General features: G+C 39.3%; 17 protein-coding genes and 1 pseudogene. 5 read left to right on the top strand and 13 right to left on the bottom strand.

The window, feature by feature from the left end; translation table 11 throughout:
- Positions 1 to 83: 83 nt before the first annotated feature.
- Together KV40_RS02745 and KV40_RS02740 are read right to left on the bottom strand one after the other, a co-directional pair.
- The gene (locus KV40_RS02745) at positions 84 to 2,744 is read right to left on the bottom strand and encodes a CHAT domain-containing protein (RefSeq protein ID WP_253274141.1); all 2,661 of its coding nucleotides are present in this window, start codon (positions 2,742 to 2,744) and stop codon (positions 84 to 86) included.
- Between the two features lie 5 nt (positions 2,745 to 2,749).
- Complete coding sequence (locus tag KV40_RS02740; RefSeq protein WP_253274140.1) at positions 2,750 to 5,233, bottom strand: EAL domain-containing protein; 2,484 nt, start codon at positions 5,231 to 5,233, stop codon at positions 2,750 to 2,752.
- A gap of 222 nt (positions 5,234 to 5,455) precedes the next feature.
- On the opposite strand from KV40_RS02740, the gene KV40_RS02735 reads away from it, so the two are divergent.
- The gene (locus KV40_RS02735) at positions 5,456 to 6,265 is read left to right on the top strand and encodes a DUF928 domain-containing protein (protein WP_052055292.1); all 810 of its coding nucleotides are present in this window, start codon (positions 5,456 to 5,458) and stop codon (positions 6,263 to 6,265) included.
- A 14-nt stretch (positions 6,266 to 6,279) separates the two neighbouring features.
- On the opposite strand, the gene KV40_RS02730 is transcribed toward KV40_RS02735, so the two are convergent.
- Positions 6,280 to 7,035, bottom strand: a complete 756-nt coding sequence (locus KV40_RS02730) for a WecB/TagA/CpsF family glycosyltransferase (protein WP_052055291.1) — start codon at positions 7,033 to 7,035, stop codon at positions 6,280 to 6,282.
- A gap of 45 nt (positions 7,036 to 7,080) precedes the next feature.
- A complete protein-coding gene (locus KV40_RS02725; protein ID WP_036477761.1) occupies positions 7,081 to 7,407 on the bottom strand; it encodes a YbjQ family protein in 327 nt (108 codons plus the stop codon).
- A gap of 263 nt (positions 7,408 to 7,670) precedes the next feature.
- Between KV40_RS02725 and KV40_RS02720 the strand changes: the two genes are divergently transcribed.
- From KV40_RS02720 to thrB, 4 genes are all read left to right on the top strand, one after another.
- Positions 7,671 to 8,588 (top strand): hypothetical protein, encoded by a 918-nt coding sequence (locus tag KV40_RS02720; RefSeq protein WP_036477759.1) that lies wholly within the window; start codon positions 7,671 to 7,673, stop codon positions 8,586 to 8,588.
- Between the two features lie 182 nt (positions 8,589 to 8,770).
- The gene (locus tag KV40_RS02715) at positions 8,771 to 11,044 is read left to right on the top strand and encodes an HD family phosphohydrolase (protein WP_253274139.1); all 2,274 of its coding nucleotides are present in this window, start codon (positions 8,771 to 8,773) and stop codon (positions 11,042 to 11,044) included.
- A gap of 38 nt (positions 11,045 to 11,082) precedes the next feature.
- On the top strand, positions 11,083 to 12,450 hold the full coding sequence (locus KV40_RS02710; protein WP_036477756.1) for a GTP-binding protein: 1,368 nt from the start codon (positions 11,083 to 11,085) through the stop codon (positions 12,448 to 12,450).
- A 9-nt stretch (positions 12,451 to 12,459) separates the two neighbouring features.
- Positions 12,460 to 13,371, top strand: coding sequence for a homoserine kinase (thrB, locus tag KV40_RS02705; RefSeq protein WP_036477754.1), 912 nt, complete (start codon positions 12,460 to 12,462; stop codon positions 13,369 to 13,371).
- On the opposite strand, the gene KV40_RS02700 is transcribed toward thrB, so the two are convergent.
- From KV40_RS02700 to KV40_RS02660, 9 genes and pseudogenes are all read right to left on the bottom strand, one after another.
- A complete protein-coding gene (locus KV40_RS02700) occupies positions 13,322 to 13,876 on the bottom strand; it encodes an NAD(P)/FAD-dependent oxidoreductase (protein WP_052055290.1) in 555 nt (184 codons plus the stop codon). The genes thrB and KV40_RS02700 overlap by 50 nt on opposite strands.
- Before the next feature lie 142 nt (positions 13,877 to 14,018).
- On the bottom strand, positions 14,019 to 14,315 hold the full coding sequence (locus tag KV40_RS02695) for a hypothetical protein (RefSeq protein ID WP_216595506.1): 297 nt from the start codon (positions 14,313 to 14,315) through the stop codon (positions 14,019 to 14,021).
- Between the two features lie 106 nt (positions 14,316 to 14,421).
- Positions 14,422 to 15,729 (bottom strand): permease, encoded by a 1,308-nt coding sequence (locus KV40_RS02690; RefSeq protein WP_036477748.1) that lies wholly within the window; start codon positions 15,727 to 15,729, stop codon positions 14,422 to 14,424.
- A 102-nt stretch (positions 15,730 to 15,831) separates the two neighbouring features.
- On the bottom strand, positions 15,832 to 16,209 hold the full coding sequence (locus KV40_RS02685; protein WP_036477745.1) for a hypothetical protein: 378 nt from the start codon (positions 16,207 to 16,209) through the stop codon (positions 15,832 to 15,834).
- Positions 16,210 to 16,329: 120 nt separating this feature from the next.
- Positions 16,330 to 16,665: a four-helix bundle copper-binding protein gene (locus KV40_RS02680; RefSeq protein ID WP_036477743.1), complete on the bottom strand. Its 336-nt coding sequence runs from the start codon at positions 16,663 to 16,665 to the stop codon at positions 16,330 to 16,332.
- 344 nt (positions 16,666 to 17,009) lie between these two features.
- Positions 17,010 to 17,555: a hypothetical protein gene (locus tag KV40_RS31745; RefSeq protein ID WP_052055289.1), complete on the bottom strand. Its 546-nt coding sequence runs from the start codon at positions 17,553 to 17,555 to the stop codon at positions 17,010 to 17,012.
- A 228-nt stretch (positions 17,556 to 17,783) separates the two neighbouring features.
- A pseudogene (locus tag KV40_RS02670) lies at positions 17,784 to 18,218 on the bottom strand (ISKra4 family transposase); the annotation flags it as partial.
- Positions 18,219 to 18,393: 175 nt separating this feature from the next.
- Entirely contained in the window at positions 18,394 to 19,209 is an 816-nt protein-coding gene (locus KV40_RS02665) for a hypothetical protein (protein ID WP_052055288.1), read from the bottom strand.
- Between the two features lie 275 nt (positions 19,210 to 19,484).
- Entirely contained in the window at positions 19,485 to 20,396 is a 912-nt protein-coding gene (locus tag KV40_RS02660) for a metallophosphoesterase (protein WP_036477740.1), read from the bottom strand.
- Positions 20,397 to 20,468: the final 72 nt, after the last annotated feature.

The raw sequence follows: 20,468 nt of genomic DNA, 5'->3' as shown, positions 1-20,468 counted from the left end.
AAGCTTTAAGCCTTTAGCTTTTTTTAAAGTCTTTAGTCTTTAGTCTGTCTCTAGATAATCAACTAACAGCTACCGCGAAGCGGTTAAAGCCAGTTGCCTAGTAAAACATAGGGAGCCCAGTAATATGGATGTCGATGCCAACGGCTATGCAACAAGCTTAGTTGTGCTTGTCTGATTGCCTCAGTTTTAGTAGTGTTTTTAGTAGTTAACTCTTGATAAAACTGGCTCATCAACTCAGCCGTAGTCAGATCGTTAACCGACCACAAAGTTGCGAGAGTACTTTTAGCTCCAGCACGTACTGCAATTCCAGCTAAACCCAAAGCTGCCCGTTTATCACCTGCCGCAGTTTCACAGGCACTAAGCACTAACAGTTCGATCGCCTTTTGGGAAGTTGGAGTTCTAGTTTGCAAAATGTGTTCGAGTTCGCCAATCTGTATTTTACTATTCCAAGCCAGTAAAAACGTGTCTTCGAGGCTGGAGCTAAACTGACCGTGAGTAGCAATATGTACGATGGGATAATTAGTAAATTTAATTTCGCGTTCTAGTGCTTGAGACGTAAATTTGTCATTCATCAACACTACACTACCGTTACTTACCTCGGCTTTAATTGCCGATAGTTCTCGATTTACATAATTTAAACCAGAAAAGCCCTGTGTTGGTTCTGAAAGTCCTGCGGCAACGGTTTTAAACTTTACTCGATCTAACGAGCGAGGAGCTAACAACTGTAGGCTTGGAGTCATACTTACTCTGTATTGCTCGATAAGATACTCTCGACCATCATATAAAGCTGCTAGTGGAATATTGCGTAAAGCTCCATCGGGAACAAAAATAAGATTATCAACGCCACTGCCAGCTAAATCTTTAGCTGCGGGACGAATTAATAGATCGTATAGCTGGCTGGCTGGAGTGTAAAAATTGCGACGGCTACGGACTACAATATCTTGCTTAAACCGCTCGATGATTGTTTCCAATTTATCGCTGGAGATTGCAGTTGTGTACTGGCGCAGGGGTTTTCCTGGCAAACTTAAAATTACTTCCAGACGATCTTCTAAAATAATTGGATAAATTATTGCCGCTTTGCTATCGAGACTTTCAATTTTTATTGGTTGAGCATCTAAACAGGCTTCTCGAAAAAAGTTATTTAATTCGGCAATTTGTAGTGACTCGATAACATTTCTGGCTCGTTCCAAGTCAGTTTGACCGACAGCAGAATTTGATAGCAGCAAGCTAACCAAACCGCGATAGATTGGTTCGACACTATCGCGAAAAGAGTATTGAAGATCGGAGTTTATGGCTGCTAGATTTTGACTGAGTAACTTAATTGCTTCTACCGCTCCAGTATAATGAGCGATCGCGCTCTCTCGGTCTTGTCGTGCCTGACTAATTCTACCGAGTTGCCATTGCCATAAATAATTAATTTCAGGGGCATCAATTTCTAAAGCTATTTGCGAGGCTTTTTCGGTCGCCAAACGTGCTTTATCCCATTGTTGCTGTTGTTCGTAGATCTGACCTTGAAAACCCAAAGTATAAGACTCAGCCCTTCTATCTCCCAGGGCTACAGCACTACTATTAGCATTAGCAATAATTTCGGCAATTTCTGCCCAGGTTGGAACGGTGTTAAATGATGCCGAGGCATGGCGTTTTCGCTGACGTAATTCAACTAAGTTACGGGCAAAATTAATCTGCTGGTATAAATTAGTACGATTGCCGTTTGTAACCAGACGAGATTTAATTTCGGGAATTAAAGCTATACTTCGCCACCAATACTTAGTTTCCAAAAGTAAATTAAACTGAGCTAAATTGATTTGTAACGGTAGTTCGCTGCGTTTACAAGCCAAATCTTTGTAGCAAATTTTTAGTCCCTGATAATATAACTCCAGTGCCTGTTGGTTATCGTTTATTACTTCCCAAGTATTTCCCAACGCCAACAAAGTTTTAACTTTTTCTGAGGAAGCATCTATTTTTGTGGCGATCGCCAGACTGCGTTCTAAAATTTGCCGCGATCGCTCGTAATTGCCCACGATCCGATTGATTTCGCCATAGCTTCTCAAGCCTGCCGCTTTAATAGCTGAATCTGGCTGCTGTTTGAGTTCGGCGGTAATTTGACGCAAAGTTTTTAAAGCGCGACGATATAAACCTATGTTTTTATAAGCATTGGCAAGATTGAGAGTAGCTCTAATCGCTCCTGCTTTATCTCCGACAGTTCGATAATTATCGAGTGCCTCTTGCCAGGAAGCGATCGCTGCTTCTGTTTGACTAGTTGTTAACTGTAAAACTCCCCGATTGTTTAATACCTGGGCTAAAACCTTAGTGCGTTTTCCCTCGTCTAGCTCTGTATTGCTGTTTAATAACTCTAAACTGACAGCAATATTGTTTTTTGCTTGCTGCCAAGCTCCCAATCGAGCATAAGCCAGAGCTAAGTTACCTAAAACTCTACTGCGAGCGAGTATTTCTCCCTTGGTAGCATATATCTTTACTGCTCGTTCCCAAAACTCTACAGCGCGATCGAAGCGTTCGAGCGAGTAAAACTTATGTCCTTGTCTTTCCCAAGTTACTGCCGAGCGTTCTTCTATGGTTGGAGGTTCATTGGCGGCAACGTGTAGAGCATTGTAATTAGCGGCAAGTAAACTAAGACTCAATCCCATCGCCAGACAGACTAACAACGACAGGCAACGTTGTTTGAGTTGAGAAAACATATAGCTATAAAAATTATTTAAATTATTATCAAAATTGGTTGCAAACAAACTAGCTACCAACTTTTTTTGTCAGCTAGTAGTTTGGTGGCATTTACTATAGTTAAAGGTTTGGCAAAAAAATAACCCTGTCCGTATTCACAGTTTAAACTTTGTAAAATTTGCTTTTCAGTCTCGGTTTCAATTCCTTCGGCAATTACATCCATGTTTAACTTATGAGCCAGCATCACAATGGTACTAACTATTTCTTGATTCTTAGTACCATTGCTCATATTACTGACAAAAGAGCGGTCTATTTTTAAAGTATCCATCGGAAACCGATGCAAATAGCTAAAAGAAGAAAATCCCGTGCCAAAATCGTCCATACTTAACTTGATACCCAAATTTTTAAGCCGATTGAGTAAAACAATAGTATCCTCTACATTATCCATCACCATACTTTCAGTAATCTCTAATTTTAAATTTTTGGCATCTAGATTGCTCGATACCAAAATATGTTCGACTTGTTCTACTAAGTCGGGTTGTGCAAACTGGCGGCTAGAAAGATTGACGCTAATTAATAACGAATCGTTGCCATCGAACTGCTGTTGCCATTGACTTAGCTGACAACATGCCGTCTCTAAAATCCACTTTCCTAACGGCACGATTAAACCTGTTTCCTCGGCTATCGGAATAAATGCTCCAGGAGAAACAAAGCCCCTTTTAGGAGATTGCCAACGTACTAAAGCTTCAAAACCTGCAAGCTGTCCTGTTATCAGAGAAATAATCGGCTGATAATGAAGTTCAAATTCGCAATTGACAATTGCTTCTTGTAAATCTGCCTCTAGTTCTAATCTTTTAAATGCCTGTTCGTGCATTTTATTAGCGAAGATTTGATAGCGTGATTTGCCAGAAGCTTTAGCTTTATACATTGCGGTATGAGAGGCACGAATTAATTCTTCGGGACTAAAATCTTCTTGAAGCTGCGCGATCGCCAGTCCGACACTAACTGAAATAAAAACAGTTTGTTCCTTTAGCCGATACTCCGTAGCTAACTCGCTTTCGACTTCGGTTGCCAAATCGATTGCTTCTGTGCTTCCATCGGTAACTTTGAAGGCAATTCCAAACTCATCCGCGCCAATTCTGGCTAAAATTGCTTTGGCATTCAAATATTTTTTTAAACGTCGAGCAGTATAAATTAAAAGGCGATCGCCAGCTTCATATCCCAAACCTTCATTAATTAACTTAAAGCGATTGAGATCGAGACACAAAACGGCAATTGTACCATTTACGAACTGATTGTTTTGCTTGAGTTGCGTTAGCTGTCTGGCAAACATCAAGCGATTGGGCAGTCCAGTCAGAGAATCGTAAAAAAGAGTATATAGAACTTTGTACCCTAGTACCAATCCACTACTCAAGAGAAACGCCAGCATAGGAGAAACCAAAGGAATCCAACCTGAGAAAACAAAGGCAAGAGAACAGATACTCCATAGTCCGATCGCTGAAAAAAATCCAGCCCCGGCAATTGATAGAGGATGTCTTAATTTCCAGGCAATTACCGCCCCTACTAAAGACCAACCCCAAATCCAAACAGTTTCAGTCCACTCCCACCAAAACCAAAACTGTCTCCTTTCATCTAATACCAGCCCTAAAATTTGTCCGACCATGTGAGCATGAGCTATAGCTCCAGGCATCAAAGCTTTAGAGCCATGATAGGGCGTATAAAATATATCTTTAATACTCGGTGCGCTCGTACCAATAATAACTATTTTGTCTGTTACCAAATCTGGTTCTAGTTTGCCTGATAGAGCTTCAGTCAATGAGATCCTGCGAGCGACATTAGGGTAACTATAGTCAAGTAAAATCTGCCACCCTACAGCTTCCGAAGGGGGCATTTGGTAGCCTCCAGAATTAGGTTTGAGACGAGTTATAATTTTGTCGCCAATTTTTAAAGAGTCTGGATTTACTTGAAATTCGAGTTGGCGGTCTTGCAAATACAGTAAGCTCAAACGCAAGGCAAAAGAATATAAGTCGCGATCGCCCAAACGAGCATACATTAAGTTGCGTCGCAGTACGCCATCGACATCTAAAACTATATCATTGAACCCAACTCGTTCTTCTGGTACTCCAGGCGGCGAGCTAACACGATTTTCACCACTACCGAGATATTCAATAGTTATTACATTTTCTCGCTGCAACTGTCGAGCTAAGACAAGACTACCAGGAGGATGTGTAATATCGCGATATATATCTAAACCAATCGCTTTAGGATTATATTGTTGTAAATTTTGCAATAATTTAGCAAATGTAGCATCGGCAATAGGCCAGCGATTTAATTGTTCGATATCTGCATCTGTAATTTCAACTACTAACAGTTTAGTATCGAGTTTATTTTTGGTATGTAAATTTACCATCCAATCATAGGCGGTTAATTCTAATAGTTGCAAACCACCCAAACGTCTAATTATTGACAGAATAAAAGTAATAATTATGGTGACAAACAAAATTGATAGAATATAATTTCGATTGTAAATATCTAGATTAGGATCTTTGTTTGTCAACCTCAAAAGTAGTTTGCGTATAAACATATTGAATGTATCAGCTTCTTCTTTTTGCTTTTTCTAAGTAAAAATACTGAGTTAATTAAATTAATTGTTAGTGTTTCTACTTATTGTTAAAGCTTTATAAGTATTGAGTATAACTTTACTTTTTTATATCGACACTTATTAAAAGTCCAAATTATAATTGTTGTATAAAAAAGCCTGGATTTTATATTATTAAATATGTTAAATATAATCTCAAAAACAAAAAAAAACTCAAACAAACTTGGCGGTGCGCTTGGTTTACTAGTAATTTTCAGCTATTTATTAGCCTTTTCTCAACCAGCTAATGCAGAAAAAGCTAGCAATTCTAGCTCTTTAGAGCGGGAAAATCAGGGGCTACCTATTCAGCGTCGAGATGGAGGGAGTAGAAGCGGTAAGTTAAGTCGGTGCGTCGATAGCAGCAGCAATCTAATTGCTTTAGTTCCAGAAGCTCGGGTAGCATCTACTAACTCTAATTCACCCAGTCTTTTTTTCTATATTCCCGAAACCACCGAACCCAAAACCATAGAGTTTGTGTTGCGAAATGAAGCAGACCGACTAATTTACGAGGATTTTATTACTACAACTGGTAAAGGAATTGTTGAGGTAAATATTCCCAGTCGAATTCTCGCATCTTCGGTCAATACCGAACAAAATTATCATTGGTATTTATCATTGATTTGCAATCCTCAATATCGCTCTCGCGATCTGGTGGTTGAAGGATGGATGCGCCAGGAACAACTAGATTCGGCTACCCTCGAACGGCTCTCGAATACTTCTAACACTGTAGAGAAAGCAGAGATCTATCACCAACAAGGTTTTTGGTACGATGCACTATCTATGTTAGCCAAGCACAAAGTAAGTTCTACTGATGAATCGGCAGTAGCAACTAAGTGGTTAAATTTATTACAGTCTGTAAATTTGGAAGAGTTGGCTTCAGAACCTATAGTTGAAAGTATTTCTATCAAAGATTTTGCTAATAACCGCTCTCAAGCAGAGCTTATGCCTTAAAAATAATCGATCGGCTATCTAATAATTGGTAAAGAACGCCAGAAAAATCGAGGTAAATACAGCATTCTTCGCCAGCGCCAAGGTTCTTGATAGAGGCGATATGTCCACTCTAAATTATTATTTCTCAACCATACAGGAGCGCGAGATTTTTCACCCGCCCAAATATCAAAACTACCACCAACCCCAATCCAAATTGAATTGGGACATAAGTGGCGATTTTGCTGTATCCAGAACTCCTGTTTTGGTACACCCAACCCGACTAAAATTACTTTAGGCTGACGCATTTGTAAGGTTTGTTTCCATTTTGCTTCTGCCTCATCGCTTAGATAGCCATCTTGAGTCATAATTGCCAGAGAGGGAACTCTATGCTGCCAAATTTGAGCGGCAGTAGCGGCAACTCCAGGTTTTGCTCCATAAAAACATACCGATTCGGCAAAGGAAGTTTTTCCTAGTTGCTCTAACAAAGATGCCGCTAATTCTATTCCAGGACAGCGAGCGCGCTTTAAACCTCGCATACGCATATACAAAATAACTCCCGCACCATCGGGAACTACTAAGTCCGCTTGCTCGACCGCTGCAGCTAAAGCTTTATTTTCCTGTGCCATCATAGACATCTCGGCGTTGAGGGTAACGACGTGTGTGCTACTTCCTTCTGCCAGTCTGGTCAATAACCACTGGCAATAATCATCATGAAGATGAACTTTGAGATTGAGAACGGGAAAAATTTGCACGGAGTGTATTTTGTTATCTATTTTTAATATGTTTGACATAAAATGACGCAACACGAAAATTCAAAAAAGCCATTCAACCCGTGACTACTGGAACTTAACCGCTGTTCCCGTAGCCGTAATCAAAACTAACACCCCTTTCTGGTCTACATTTATCGTACCCGTATCGACTTCAACCCCAATAACGGCATCAGCACCTAATTTTTTAGCGCGTCGCTCTAGTTCTTCAATTGCTTTTTGCTGACCTTTTTCAAATACTTTCTCATAGCTGCCAGTGCGTCCGCCAAAGGTATCTCTAATTCCTGCAAAAAAATCTCGAAAGGCGTTAGTGCCAAATACAACTTCGGCAGTAACTATACCTAAATAATTTTCAACAGTTCGATCTTGAATGAAGTCGGTAGTGGTAACTAGCATCGGTTGTTAAAAGTGAATAATGTTGTTTGTGAGTATCTTATCAATAATAAAAGTCATTATTGCAATTAACTTTTGCAAGACACTTGCGCTGTTTTGATAGCAAAAATCGGTTTTTAAGTATAGCAATTTTAATTGTGGTTGGAAAATTGATTAGTTTTTTTGATAAACGCTTGGGTATTAAATATATATCTATACCGATTTTTTTGTGTGAGTTTATACTTTAAGATAGCTACAGAAAATTTTGTAAATGTGGTTAAAACTCAGTGAGTCTTGCCGAAATACCTACCACAGTACGATACAGTCTTTTGAACCAAATTAAAGGAGCTTGGTTGGGTGGCATTATCGCCGAGGCGTTGACTGTTCCTCGCTACTCGTCCGATCGCTCGAAAATTATTAACTATTCTCACACTTCGCCCTGGTTGGCATTGAGAAACCAAACTGCGACGGAAATCGTCAATCGACAGCAGCTATCGACAAAATCATTAGATAGCGATTATTTACTACTAATTTTGTTGCCATTGATTTTTTCCGAACATGAAAGTAAGGAACTGGCACAGATAAATTCGATAAAAAACTACTTTACCGCTTGCGATCGAGTAGAGACATTCAACAATGTATTATTATGGAATTATGCAATTTCCTCAGTCTTAAAAGGAAAATTGGATGTCAATAACCCTATCGAGCAAATTTTAACTGGTGTAGGAGTTAATGCTACTTTGGTTGCCAATTTACAGGCAGCAGAGCAAGCCTTCAAAAAAAATACGGCTTTCAACAAGCTTGTCGAAACTTTACTCGTAAGCAAAAATTGCAGTCAAGCAGCGATTGTTACATCTATATATTGCTTTGCTAATGTTCCTGAAGATTTTTATCTTGCCGTCAATCGAGTGCGAAGTCTTAAAAATGTGAGTTTAAAATTCAAACAAATTACGGCGGTACTGACTGCAACCCTGTCTGGAGCCTATAATGGTTTGACAGGAGTTCCTGCCGACTGGCAAATGTTCGGCACTCAAAATCAAATTTATCGACAAGAGCAAAAAACAGTAGTAGATTTATTTTACAACTGGTTGGGTGCTTTTGTACCTCAGAACCCAGAAAACACTTGCCATATGCCTGTTGTGGCTGCCCCTAAAATTATCCAACCTCGGTCATCTTTAAATATTGTTTCTCAGTCAGACTACTAACAAGTTGTCTTCTATTTATGAAGAAAAGGTGGTATTTGAATTTATTTACACGACATATTAAAGAGTGGCTGCCAAAATTATCGCTCTTGACGAGTAGACTGTGGAGAAACAGTAAAGATCTGAGGATAAATTCGTACAGTAAAAGAAATTATCAGACTAAATTACAACAATTTTTGTTGATTTTGGTTTTAGCTATTATTACTTTAACTTGCGTGGAAGGCTATCGCTTTTACAATCAACCACAGCTAACAATTGGTAAAGTTTCTCCCGTAACTATCAAGGCACCTCAAGATGGTAGGTTTGAGGATACCAAAACTACAATTTATAAGCGTCAAAAAGTCCAAACGGGGATTGTTCCTATTCTCAAACAAAATCGCGAACTAACAGAACAAATGTTCGAGCGTTTGGAACTATCTTTAGAAAAAATAGAAAATTTAAGAAAGCTGACCGCTCCGTTTCCTTTTCTTGATACGGCAATTCTTTCCCTATCCAGCCAGAGAGATCTGCGTTCTTACCCAGAAACCGAACTTAATGCAATTTTAAAAGTAGTAGAACAAAGTTTTTCCCTCGATACTTCTAAGGCTAATTCCCCACAGTATGCTCCCTCAGATTTAAATTTGCGATCGCAGCAAATTGCTGTCGAACTGCTCGAATATCGCCGTAGCACCTCAGCCGCACAATACGAAGAACTAGTCTCTCAAATCGCGTTAAATCGCTATCGCTATTCCCAAGGGTGGAAACAGACCGAGCAGAATTCAATAGAAAATTTTAATACTGAAGAAATAACTAATCTATTAGATTTAAGCGATCGCGAATGGCTAACTACCAAACAATCTATTACTGAGGCTGCAAAACGCATTTTAATTCAAGGAATATCTCCAGGAACGCCTTCTAATTTACTAGAAAAAACGGTTGCGGTGCAGTTAGGTTCTCAGATCCCAGAATCTACCTTACATTTTGCCAGTAATCTGTTATTGAATACCCTCGAACCCAATCTAGAAAAAGACCGAGAAGCGACCAGAAATATTGCCGAACAGGCGGCAAAAGCGATCGAACCCGTCATAGTAGAAATAAAAGCAGGAGAGATAATTGTCGAACGAGGAGAAACAATTTCTCAAGATGATTTCGTACTTTTAGATGGTTTTGGACTGAGCCGTAGAGATACCAATTGGCAGGGTTTGCAAGCAACGGGGCTATTAGTAACAGTCATTGTCTGTTTATTTTTATTAATTCAAAAATATATTTACACTTCCATGCGCTGTCGCGACTACTTATTAATTTGCTTGTTAAGTTTGAGCGCGCTATTTTTAAGTATTTTAAATATCAAATATACAAATTTGCCAGCAATTGGTTTTTTAGTCAGTAGCTTTTACAATCCTGGTTTGGCAGTTTGTCACGTTAGCCTGTTAACGGTTTTAGTTTTGTTTGGCGGTCGTACTATTGCCTGGCAATATTTACTTGCAGGATACGCAGGAGGTCTTTTAGCAGCAATCTTTGGAGGCAGATCGCGATCGCGTGAAGCTATGGCACGCTTGGGCGTTTTGGTAGGTTTGTTTCAAGGCAGCGTCTATTTTCTGAGTAACTTAATTCTCAGTTCTAGTGCTGCTGATATCTGGTCGGCAGTTTTACCTGGAGCAGTTGTCTATGGACTGTCTGGCGTAGCCTGGAGTGTGGTGGCGATCGGTATCTCCCCTTATTTAGAACGATACTTTGATATAATTACGCCAATTCGCCTGGCAGAATTGTCCAATCCCAACCTGCCACTGCTAAAAAGGCTGGCAACTGAAACTCCTGGAACTTTTCAACATACGATGTTTGTAGCTTCTTTAGCCGAAGCTGCCGCCAGGGAACTCAACTGTAACGTAGAGTTGGTAAGAGCGGGAACGCTATATCATGATATTGGCAAAATGCACGATCCTCTGGGATTTATTGAAAATCAAATGGGAGGTGTTAACAAACACGATGAGATTGGCGATCCGCAAGTAAGTGTAGAAATTATTAAAAGACACGTTAGTGAAGGGCTAAAAATGGCTCGTAGATATGGTTTGCCCCAGGCAATTCGCGACTTTATTCCCGAACATCAAGGTACATTATTAATTGCCTATTTTTACTATCAGGCAAAACAGCAAGCCGAGAAAGAAGGAACTACGGTTTTAGAATCAGACTTTCGTTATGCAGGACCCATACCTCAATCGCGAGAAACTGGAATTTTAATGTTGGCAGATGCTTGTGAAGCAGCATTACGCTCTTTAAACGAAGCAACTCCCCAACAGGCTCTATCCACCGTCAAGAAAATTTTTAAAGCTCGCTGGCAAGATGGTCAATTGCTCGATAGTGGTTTGAGTTATCAAGAGTTGCCTACTATTGCCGAAGTTTTTATTAATGTTTGGCAGCAACTCAACCACAAGCGTATTGTTTATCCGCAAGGAGCTTTAAATATCAAAAGTAAAAAATAAATAGAAAAGAAATCGAGGGTAAAAACTGTTAATTAGTTGTGAGCAAAAATTTTTCAAACTCAGAAACTTACTACAATCAAGCTCGTGCCAGTTTGCAACAGGCAATTTCCTGGTATGGTAGTTTTCGTCGTCACGGAAAATATTCTCCCGACGAACGCCTGCAAGTTACGGTAAAACAAGATCTACAATCATTAAAAACAGCATTAAACAAGCTAGACAATAAAGCAATTAGAATCAGCACTTTTGGCTTGGTAAGCTGCGGTAAGTCATCTATCATCAATGCTTTATTAAAGGAAGAAGCAGTAGCAACTGGCGCACTTCATGGAGTTACTCAATCGCTTACGGTTTTGCGCTGGAATCCTCATGTGTCCGACATCGAAGTCGAGTTAGTCGATACCCCTGGTTTGGATGAGATTGCAGGTGAAGCCAGGGCAGTTATGGCGCGAGAAATTGCCCAAAAGTCCGATTTGATTTTGTTTGTGGTGGCTGGAGATATCACTCGTACTGAATACCAGGCTTTGCGCGAACTGAGAACCAGTCAAAAACCTTTAATTTTGGTATTTAATAAAATCGATCTCTATCCCAATAAAGACCGCCAGACTATCTACAATCAGCTACAAAAATTTAACGCCGCCTATAGTGGTGGCGAGTTAGAACCAATCGTTACTACCAGAGAAATCGTAATGGTAGCGGCAAAACCACGAGCGATTTTGGTAAGAGTAGAAGCAGCAGATGGTTCGACCAGCACTAGTTGGGAACAGCCAGAACCTCAAATTGCCGAACTTGAAGAGACGATTTATGGAATTTTGCAAAAGGAAGGACGTTCTTTGCTGGCTTTAAATGCCTTAGTAGAGGCAAGAGATGCACAAGTTAATATTGCTCGCAAAACCATCGCCTTACGTCAGGAACGAGCTAGAGAGATTATTTGGCAATATGCTCGATACAAGGCTATAGCTGTGGCGGTCAATCCTGTCGTTTTGTTAGATTTGGCAGGAGGTTTGGTAGCAGATTTAGCTCTAATTCGTGCTTTGGGAAAGCTTTATGGACTGCCAATCACCACTTATGAAGCCGGCAATCTCTGGCGTAAAATTATTGCTAGTTCGGGAGGCTTGTTGCTAGGAGAAATAGCTAGTAATATGCTTTTGGGTGTGGGTAAAAGCGGCGCGGCTGTCACTAGTATGTTTGAAAGTAGCGGAGCATTTACGGCTTATGCTTTTACTGCCAGCGCACAAGGCGCGATCGCGGGTTATAGCACTTTTGTTATTGGTAATGTAGCTCAAGTTTATCTCGAACGAGGCTGTACCTGGGGCGATCTCGGTCCTTCGACTTTAATCCGTCAAATTCTCACTCAAGTAGAACCAAACACCATAATCTATCGTCTGCGTCAAGAATTATTAGCACAATAACAATTATCGATGAATCGTTTTACCGTTATCGTTCCAGCTACTACTGCTAACTTAGGTGTAGGTTTTGATTGTCTCGGTGCGGCTTTGTCTCTTTACAACGAGTTTGAATTTACTGCCGTTAACGAGAGTGCTAAAAAACTAGAGATTAAAGTTATTGGAGATGAAGCTGCTAGAGTCAGCACTGATGAATCTAATTTGTTGTACCGTTCTTTTGTTCGGTTGTATCAACATATAGATAAAACGCCGCCAAATATAGAAATTACTATTAAGCTTGGTGTACCTTTGGCTAGAGGTTTGGGCAGTTCGGCAACGGCTATTGTTGGTGGTTTAGTTGGTGCCAACCAGCTAGCAGGACATCCGTTAAACAAAACCGAAATTAGAGATTTGGCGATCGCTATTGAAGGACATCCTGACAATGTGGTTCCTGCTTTACTCGGTAACTGTCAACTAGCAGTAGCCGATGGCGATCGCTGGCAGATTTGCTCGATTCCCTGGCAGCCAGATATCGTGCCAATAGTAGCTATTCCCAATTTTGAACTTTCCACCGCCACAGCCAGAGCGGTATTACCCACAGCCATTAGCTGCAAAGACGCTATTTTTAATATTTCTCGGATGGGACTATTAATTAGGGCTTTAGCAACCAACAACCCAGAGTGGCTAAAAGCTGCTTTAGCAGATAAATTGCACCAACCCTATCGCCAAAAATTAATTACTGGTTATGAAGAAGTAAGAACGGCAGCAATAAAAGCGGGAGCCTATGGGGTGATTATTAGTGGTGCGGGTCCTACTTTATTAGCTTTGAGCAACAGTACCCAAGTAGAAGCAGTAATAGCAGTAATGAATGCCGCCTGGTCGAAGCTGGGAGTTAAAGCTATGGTGCGATCGCTTGACTTAGATAGTAAAGGTGCAAAAATTTTCTAAGTAGCAAGTAAAAATCAGTAGCTACAGTTAAAAGCTTTTGCCTTTCTGACGAATTTTCGGTAGAGAGCGATCGCTTGAGGCATTCTTGAAGATGATTTTTTAGGGCGATCGCATTCTCGCGAGTACGAAAAGGTAAAGTATGTTCTTTAGCTCCTTCAATACCAAAGTATCCCGTTTGAGCACCCAAAGCTAAAACTAAGTATTTATAGTTAATATTGCCTTTATTTGCCAGTTCGACTCGCCTTTTTTCTGGGTCGATCTTTCGTACCGTATCTCGTACGAATACGACTCCGCTGCCCTCTAAAAGTTCTTGGTAGAGAGGATTGACCTGACTATCGTTCATTTCTGCGGTGAGATAATCATAGAGCAAGGGTTTAAAAACAAACCGCTCTTGGCGATCGACTAACATAACTCGCTCGGAATAATTTTGCTTGCTTAGATGCAGGGCTGTAAATAGCCCGACAAATCCACCGCCAAGAATGATAGTAGGTTGTAAATCGTTCATTGTGTTGTAGGCACTTAAATAAAGAACGCGAGATATTTATTGTTTGTTATATCAATTTAGAAAATATATCAGACAGACAATTTTTCCTCGTCCCCAACTCACCCTATTAACCTATCTGTATCAACTAAAAAGTAAAACGATATCATGCCTTGCCAGACCAATAATCCGAACAGTCTTTAGCCTCCTCCTGAAGAACTTTGGTCGGATGAACGGCACACTTAAGATAGAAGTTGTTATCGAAAAAACGACACTTGGTACATTTGGATTGAGCAAAACTCTCAAAATAATTTGAGCGATCGCCAGTAGTTTTGGGAAAGCGCGATCGCCACAAAAAGATTGCTATTCCTACTAAGAAAAGAGAAACTATGGCAACAAAACCCAGGCTATGATGTGTTTTTATATTGTCTGATTCTTTTATAGGGAATTGGCTCGGAGACACTCGAACATAATAGTTTTCGTGCCGATTTACAGTGTTAGAGTATTCACCTGCATTCATTATCTTAAATTAATGTTTGAACTTTTAGCAGTTGGAGCGATCGCCATTTTTATTGTCCGTTTACAAAAAAGGTGACAATAAGACCGCCAACTAACCAGATGTAAGACAGAATAGCCAGCCAAAATAGCAGCTTTTCGGTAAACCCTTGCTTGCCACCACCATGATTGTGTCCGCCTTGATGTTGCTGTTTTTTACCATCTGCGTTTTCATTACTATGCTGTTGGTGATGTTGATGCTTGCTTTGTTGTTTTTGACCACTACCAAATCGCAACCATGCCAAAATACCTGTAATAATCAAAAGTACTAGATTGAGCCAAAAAGTATAATCAATAGCAAAACGCTCTGTCGATTGAGGGCTAACCGCCTCAACACTTTCAGGTAGTAAACCAAAGAGAGAGAAACCATAGTGCATTACAATTGCCGTTGCTACTAACGCCGCGAAAAAGACTCCGACAATATAAAGAGCTACTTTCCAGCCATAATATTTAGCATTAACTCGAATAACAGGAAAAACTACTAAATCGCTAAAGATAAACGCTATTACCCCCGCAAAGCTAACGCCGTTATTAAACAAAATTGCCGCTAAAGGAATATTGCCCATCGAACCAATAAAAGTAAAAAAGGCTGCGATCGGTCCGACAATAGTATTTTCTAAAACGGCAAAAAAGCCAGGATTTTGCGAACCAGCACCGAGAAATAAAGCCTGAAAAAAAGAACGGGGTACAAAGGCGGCAATAACTCCCGCTATGGTAAAACCAAAGGTTACGTCCTTCCAAACCATACCCCATTCCATAAAGTATTTTTTGGCTACCTGTTGCCATCCCTTTTTGCTGGTAATTTTGTCTTTCCAGTTGGGGGCATCTTTATCTTGGTTCTCTTCCCCTTCTCGTTCGTTTAAGCGTCTTTTGGCTTTTCTTAGTAATTCTTTAGGACGTGTATACTTAACAATTAACCAGGTAAAGAGAATTAACAAAATTCCACCAAGATATTCACCAACTACAAATTGCCAACCTAAAAAGATGGCGATAATAAATCCTAGTTCGATTACCAGATTAGTTGAAGCTAGCAAGAAAGCTAAGGAAGGTACAAAACCCGCACCTTTTTTAAATAAAGATTTGGTAGTAGAGAGGGCGGCAAAACTACAGGAACTAGAGAGAAAGCCAAAAAAAGTACCGATGGCAATACTTTTTGTTCCTGCTTGCCCCATAGTTTGCCTCATTTTTTCGCGAGTAACAAACACTTGAATCGCGCTACTGATGATATAACCAAAAATAAATGCCCATAAGGCTTTCCAAAAAAAACCGAGAGTAGTCAGTACGGCTTCGCTGTAAAGTTGCCAAAAATTAGCGTCATTCATATTTAGTTTAGTAAGTCTTATAAAGAATTATGCGAGGTTTATATAGTCGTTCCAACTAATTTCCTTATGGTTCAAATTATCGTTTCGAGGTAAATGAGTTATTTAGTGATAAAAAAATTTACGGCGATCGCGCTGCCAATAATCAGAACAATCTTTGGCATTTATTTTGCCTACATAAATTGGATGTACGGCACACTTAAGGTAAGAGTTTTTATCGAAAAAGCGACATTTTTCGCAGTCAGGCTGAGTAAAATGTTGGAAGACACTTAAGTTTTGAGAATTGGTTTTATCTGGTTGGGATTTTGATTTTTTGAGCAAAAAACAAAATCCCACAATTGAAACTATCCATATCAATAGCAAATGTACTCCACCGTCATAACTCGCAGTCACTTCCTGGGTTGGAATTTCTTGAGGTTGAGTGGGACTAATTGCTTCAGTTATTTTTGAAGCATTTTTTTCTAGATGTTCATTCTTATCCATGATTATTAATTACTCGTTCGCTTATTCAAACGCTTTATCCCGAAAACTTACCCTTGTTGTTGAGAGAGCGCGAGAACTAAAAATAAATTACTAAGTCTCTTAGAGCCGCGCTCTAGTTATTTAGGCAGCTACAGCAGCAATTTTGTTATATTCTTCTACTGCTTGGCAACAAGCTTTCGCACATTTCTGGCAGTGTTCCATGCTATGAGAACTGCATTCATCGCCACAAGCCTGGCAAATCTCCGCACAGGCTTTAGATAAATTAGGAATAAAGCGCGAACCTCGCACCATATATGTACAAATAGTACGACAAATTTCTGCACAATCTAAGCAGGTGCGAGCGCATTTAAGCATATCTGGATTGCCCATACAGGCTTCGGCACAATGTTCGCATTCTACCGCACATTTCATCGCTACATCAAAGCTGGATTGATATTCTTCATGAACTAATAACATTAGATATTTCCTGTTATTTTACTTTGTTACTCGGATAGTAAAAAAATGTGCTGTCTGATTCGTCTATCAACCGTAGTAAATGATATTTATAACTCTAGATATAGATTAAATTTTGTAAGCATTTATTTACTTTTTATTGTTTAGAAATATTAAGTATAAAAATAACAATAGATACAGAAAAAGAAACAGAACTAAAGTTATTATTCGTTTTTAATTTATATTAAAACAGCAGAGCGATCGCTCGTTAACAATAGAATTAGTTGAAGCGATCGCTTTATTTAAATAACTATTTTTTTCGCTTTTTTAGAACAAGATCGTTTATCTTCTCTAGACTGAGTAATTATTTAACCAGAATTACTCGGATCTATGTAAACACTTCCGTCTTCTTCAATTCTGACTACACCAATATTTCTTTCTGAAGCTTCGTCTAAAGTTAACTCTAACATTCCCTCCTGGTTAACTTCTGGCATTGTTTGAATAAAGCCATCATCTTGACGTGCCGCTCTAATTACTACGGGTACGGGTAAATTTCTTAGAATGTGTTGTTCTCCACCTTCTAAAGTTTGATTTTCGGTATAGCCACGCGCCTGATAGTCAATTGCGGCATTAGTTTGGTTTTTAACTAACACATTTATAGTTCCTTCAGTAGGGGCTACTGTAACCGTAGGTTCGCCATCATAACCACCATCGCTCTGATTATAAAGTCCATCTTCTTCAGATTCTACGGCATCATTTTCTGTACCCATTTCTGTTTTGGGCATAGATTCCGCGTGCATATCTGCTTTAGCTTCTAAAGCTGTTAATACTGGAAATCCAATTAGCAAACTACTAAAGAAAATTTTGGTAATTTTTGAATCTGAAAAACTAAATTTGTTTTGTAGTTTTAACATATTTCTGTGTTTATTAAAATCATTTTTTCTGCGACTAGTTTAATAATTGCTGAATTTTAATGCGTCTATTAAAAGTTTGAAACTAAATTTATTTTTTAAATATTTTTAATATTTATAACAACAAACACTTTTTATTTAATTTAGCCGTATTAGTTATTTTTTAAGGAGTAATATCAATTTCAGCCTCGCTCGCATCGACATCGGGAGCATCCCATTTTGGCAAATAGACTAAGCAGCAATTTGTCTATTAAGATAAGCACAGCGCAATCGCAACATTGGACTGACTGAATTAAAATTCCATTGCGCTCCTGAAATTTTTAAACGGCGATCGAGTTGTTTAATAGCTGATTCGACTGCCCCAGAACCAATTGAAATATAATCTTCAGCTTGTAATAGCTCGTAATTAACTAGACGATGACGGTGTTTTTCAACATAAGCAATAAATTTCCGCGCTCGTTTAGGACATTCTTGTTGAAATAAAGAGATCGCTTGCTCGACTTCTCCTTGCCATAAAAATGTTTCTGCCTGTCTCAGGCGTTTTAATGAACCACCAACTTTGAACAAGTTTTCTTTGAGATGAAACCAATCTAGAATTTCATATCGTTGTTGTGTGGTAGAAATTTGACTAAAAAGATTCCACACTCCTGAATGTCCATCTCCCAGAAAGTTTGGCGCGGGCTGGAGTCCGGCGAATCGCGAAGCGCGATTGTCTGATGGAGTATTACGATACAAAATCTCTGATAGTTCTTGAACGCACTCTTGAACACGAGCTTTTTCTGATGGAGTCATTAATCTTTTTATGTACTCAAGTCTTCTTATAGTTTGACCGCCATTGCTTCTATTTCTCTACTTCTTCTGTTTTTCTTCCAAAATGGGATGCTCCCTCGACATCTCCTGGTGAAATTGATTCAACTATTAATATCCCTGCGTTAGTGTATTTTTCAGCTAATTCTTCAGACAATGGTTCTATACCATAATCTCGTTCTAGTTGTTGGCGATCGTAAGGACGAACTTCACCTATAATAGATACTTCAGCATCGTCACTCGGCATCGATTCAGAAGCCACATTTAATACTAATAAATCTTTGTCTTCTGGTAAGGCATAAGAACGCTGAGCGAGGGTAAAAGTATTTTCATTTAAAATTTCTGCTACTCGTCCATTTACTATTACTTTTCGACCATAAAAATTATCGGGAGCTTCAATTACTTCTCTAGGAGCGGGAGCAAGAACAATGGAATCGGCATAAATAGCTGGTTTATTAGTAAATTCTGTTGGAAGGCTTGATGAAAGCTCTACATCCACCCCTTCTACTAATGCTGCTTCATCGACTTTTTCTACCTCTCCCGTAACCTGTAGGGCAATATTTTTTTCTGGTAGCTGGGGTATTGGTTCGCCAGAACGGTTAATTACTAGTATTCTTTCGCTATCTAAATAGGCTTCATTTTCAATCGTAAACGTAGAATCATTTAGGTTTTCAATCGTTCCCGTAACCGTTACTGTTTTGCCGAGCCACTTGTTTGTATTGTCGTTTATTTCTTCTAGAGTTACATTAGTTTCTGCTGATTGCGCGTTTACCTGACTGTTACCATTAACTCCAAACGGCAATAGTACCGCTGCGCTTAATAAAAACCAGAACAAAGCATAGTTTGACATGAGATTAATGTCCTCTCAGTATTTAATTATATTGAAGTGCTATAGCTATTTTTAAATTGGTGTGGACTAAAAAAAACGCTATATAAAATTACCGTTTAAATAGTTCCTTGTTTCTCTAACTTAAAAATATTTTTTGTCTGAGTTCTTCTAGCCTTAGATATAATATTTCCGACTATGAGATCGCTTGTCGCTGGTGTAAAATACAAACTAATAAATTAATTCAATCTTTAGATAGTTGCAATTTTTATTTTCAATATTCAATCTAGAGAGAATAGTTATTGTTTAGAATTATCTAACTGAAGCGTAAATAAAGTTAGTTCGGGCGGACAAAATAGTCGTATAGGTGCGATACTCATGCCAATTCCAGGATTTACGTAAAGTTGATTGCCTGGTTCTCCATAACCTTTTGCCCAGCCATCTGCATAAACTTTATCGTCTTGGGTAAACCTCAACCAAGACCAGTGGGGAGTATTTGGTACGCGTACCTGTCCTCCGTGAGTATGTCCTGCTACCGCCAGTGGTGCTGAGTTAGGCGGAAACTGCTCGAATGAGTCTGGATTGTGCATCATAGTGATTCTAGGGCTATTATCTGGTACACCGCTTAAAGCTTTATCCACATTGTCTCTATTTGCCCACAGCGAACCCACTCCAACTAAATACAAAGGTTCGTTACTGTTTGGCAGTTGCAGTTCGACTGCTTCGTTTTCTAATACTTCTATACCAGCAGATTCTAATGCCGTTGCCAAACGTTCGGCTTCTTCTGTTTTGGGAGATGCAGTTTTACTACTCATACCGTAGTCATGATTGCCTAGAACCGCATAGGTAGGTATCCCTGCTTCTACTAGAGGACGAACTATATCTACTGCTGTTTCAATTTCTGGTTCGATATTTTGACCGGGGTGATAGATAAAGTCGCCACTGACTAATGCCACGGCAGGTTTGGCTTCTATCAACTCTGCAACGCTGCGACGTGCAGTGCCGCGATTATCGCCCCATAGTCCAATTTGAAAATCAGAGATTTGACCGATTTGCTTACCCTGCCAAGATTTGGGAAGATTGGGTATGTTTGCAACTTCGCTTTCTGTATTGAGAATTCGTGGCTCGATAAAACTCCAAATTACTAATAAACCAATTACGCCTACTAATCCTAAAGCTGCATATTTAAATTTTTCGGAGATATTTTTCATAATAATAATTTAATTTATCAATTGCTATTTCTTTTATCTACCATAAAACAATTGACAAACGAACGACTTTCA

The sequence above is a fragment of the Myxosarcina sp. GI1 genome, from assembly GCF_000756305.1.
Classification (GTDB): domain Bacteria; phylum Cyanobacteriota; class Cyanobacteriia; order Cyanobacteriales; family Xenococcaceae; genus Myxosarcina.
Note: the sequence above shows the minus strand (reverse complement) of the source record. Positions and strands in the feature narration are given on the sequence as shown.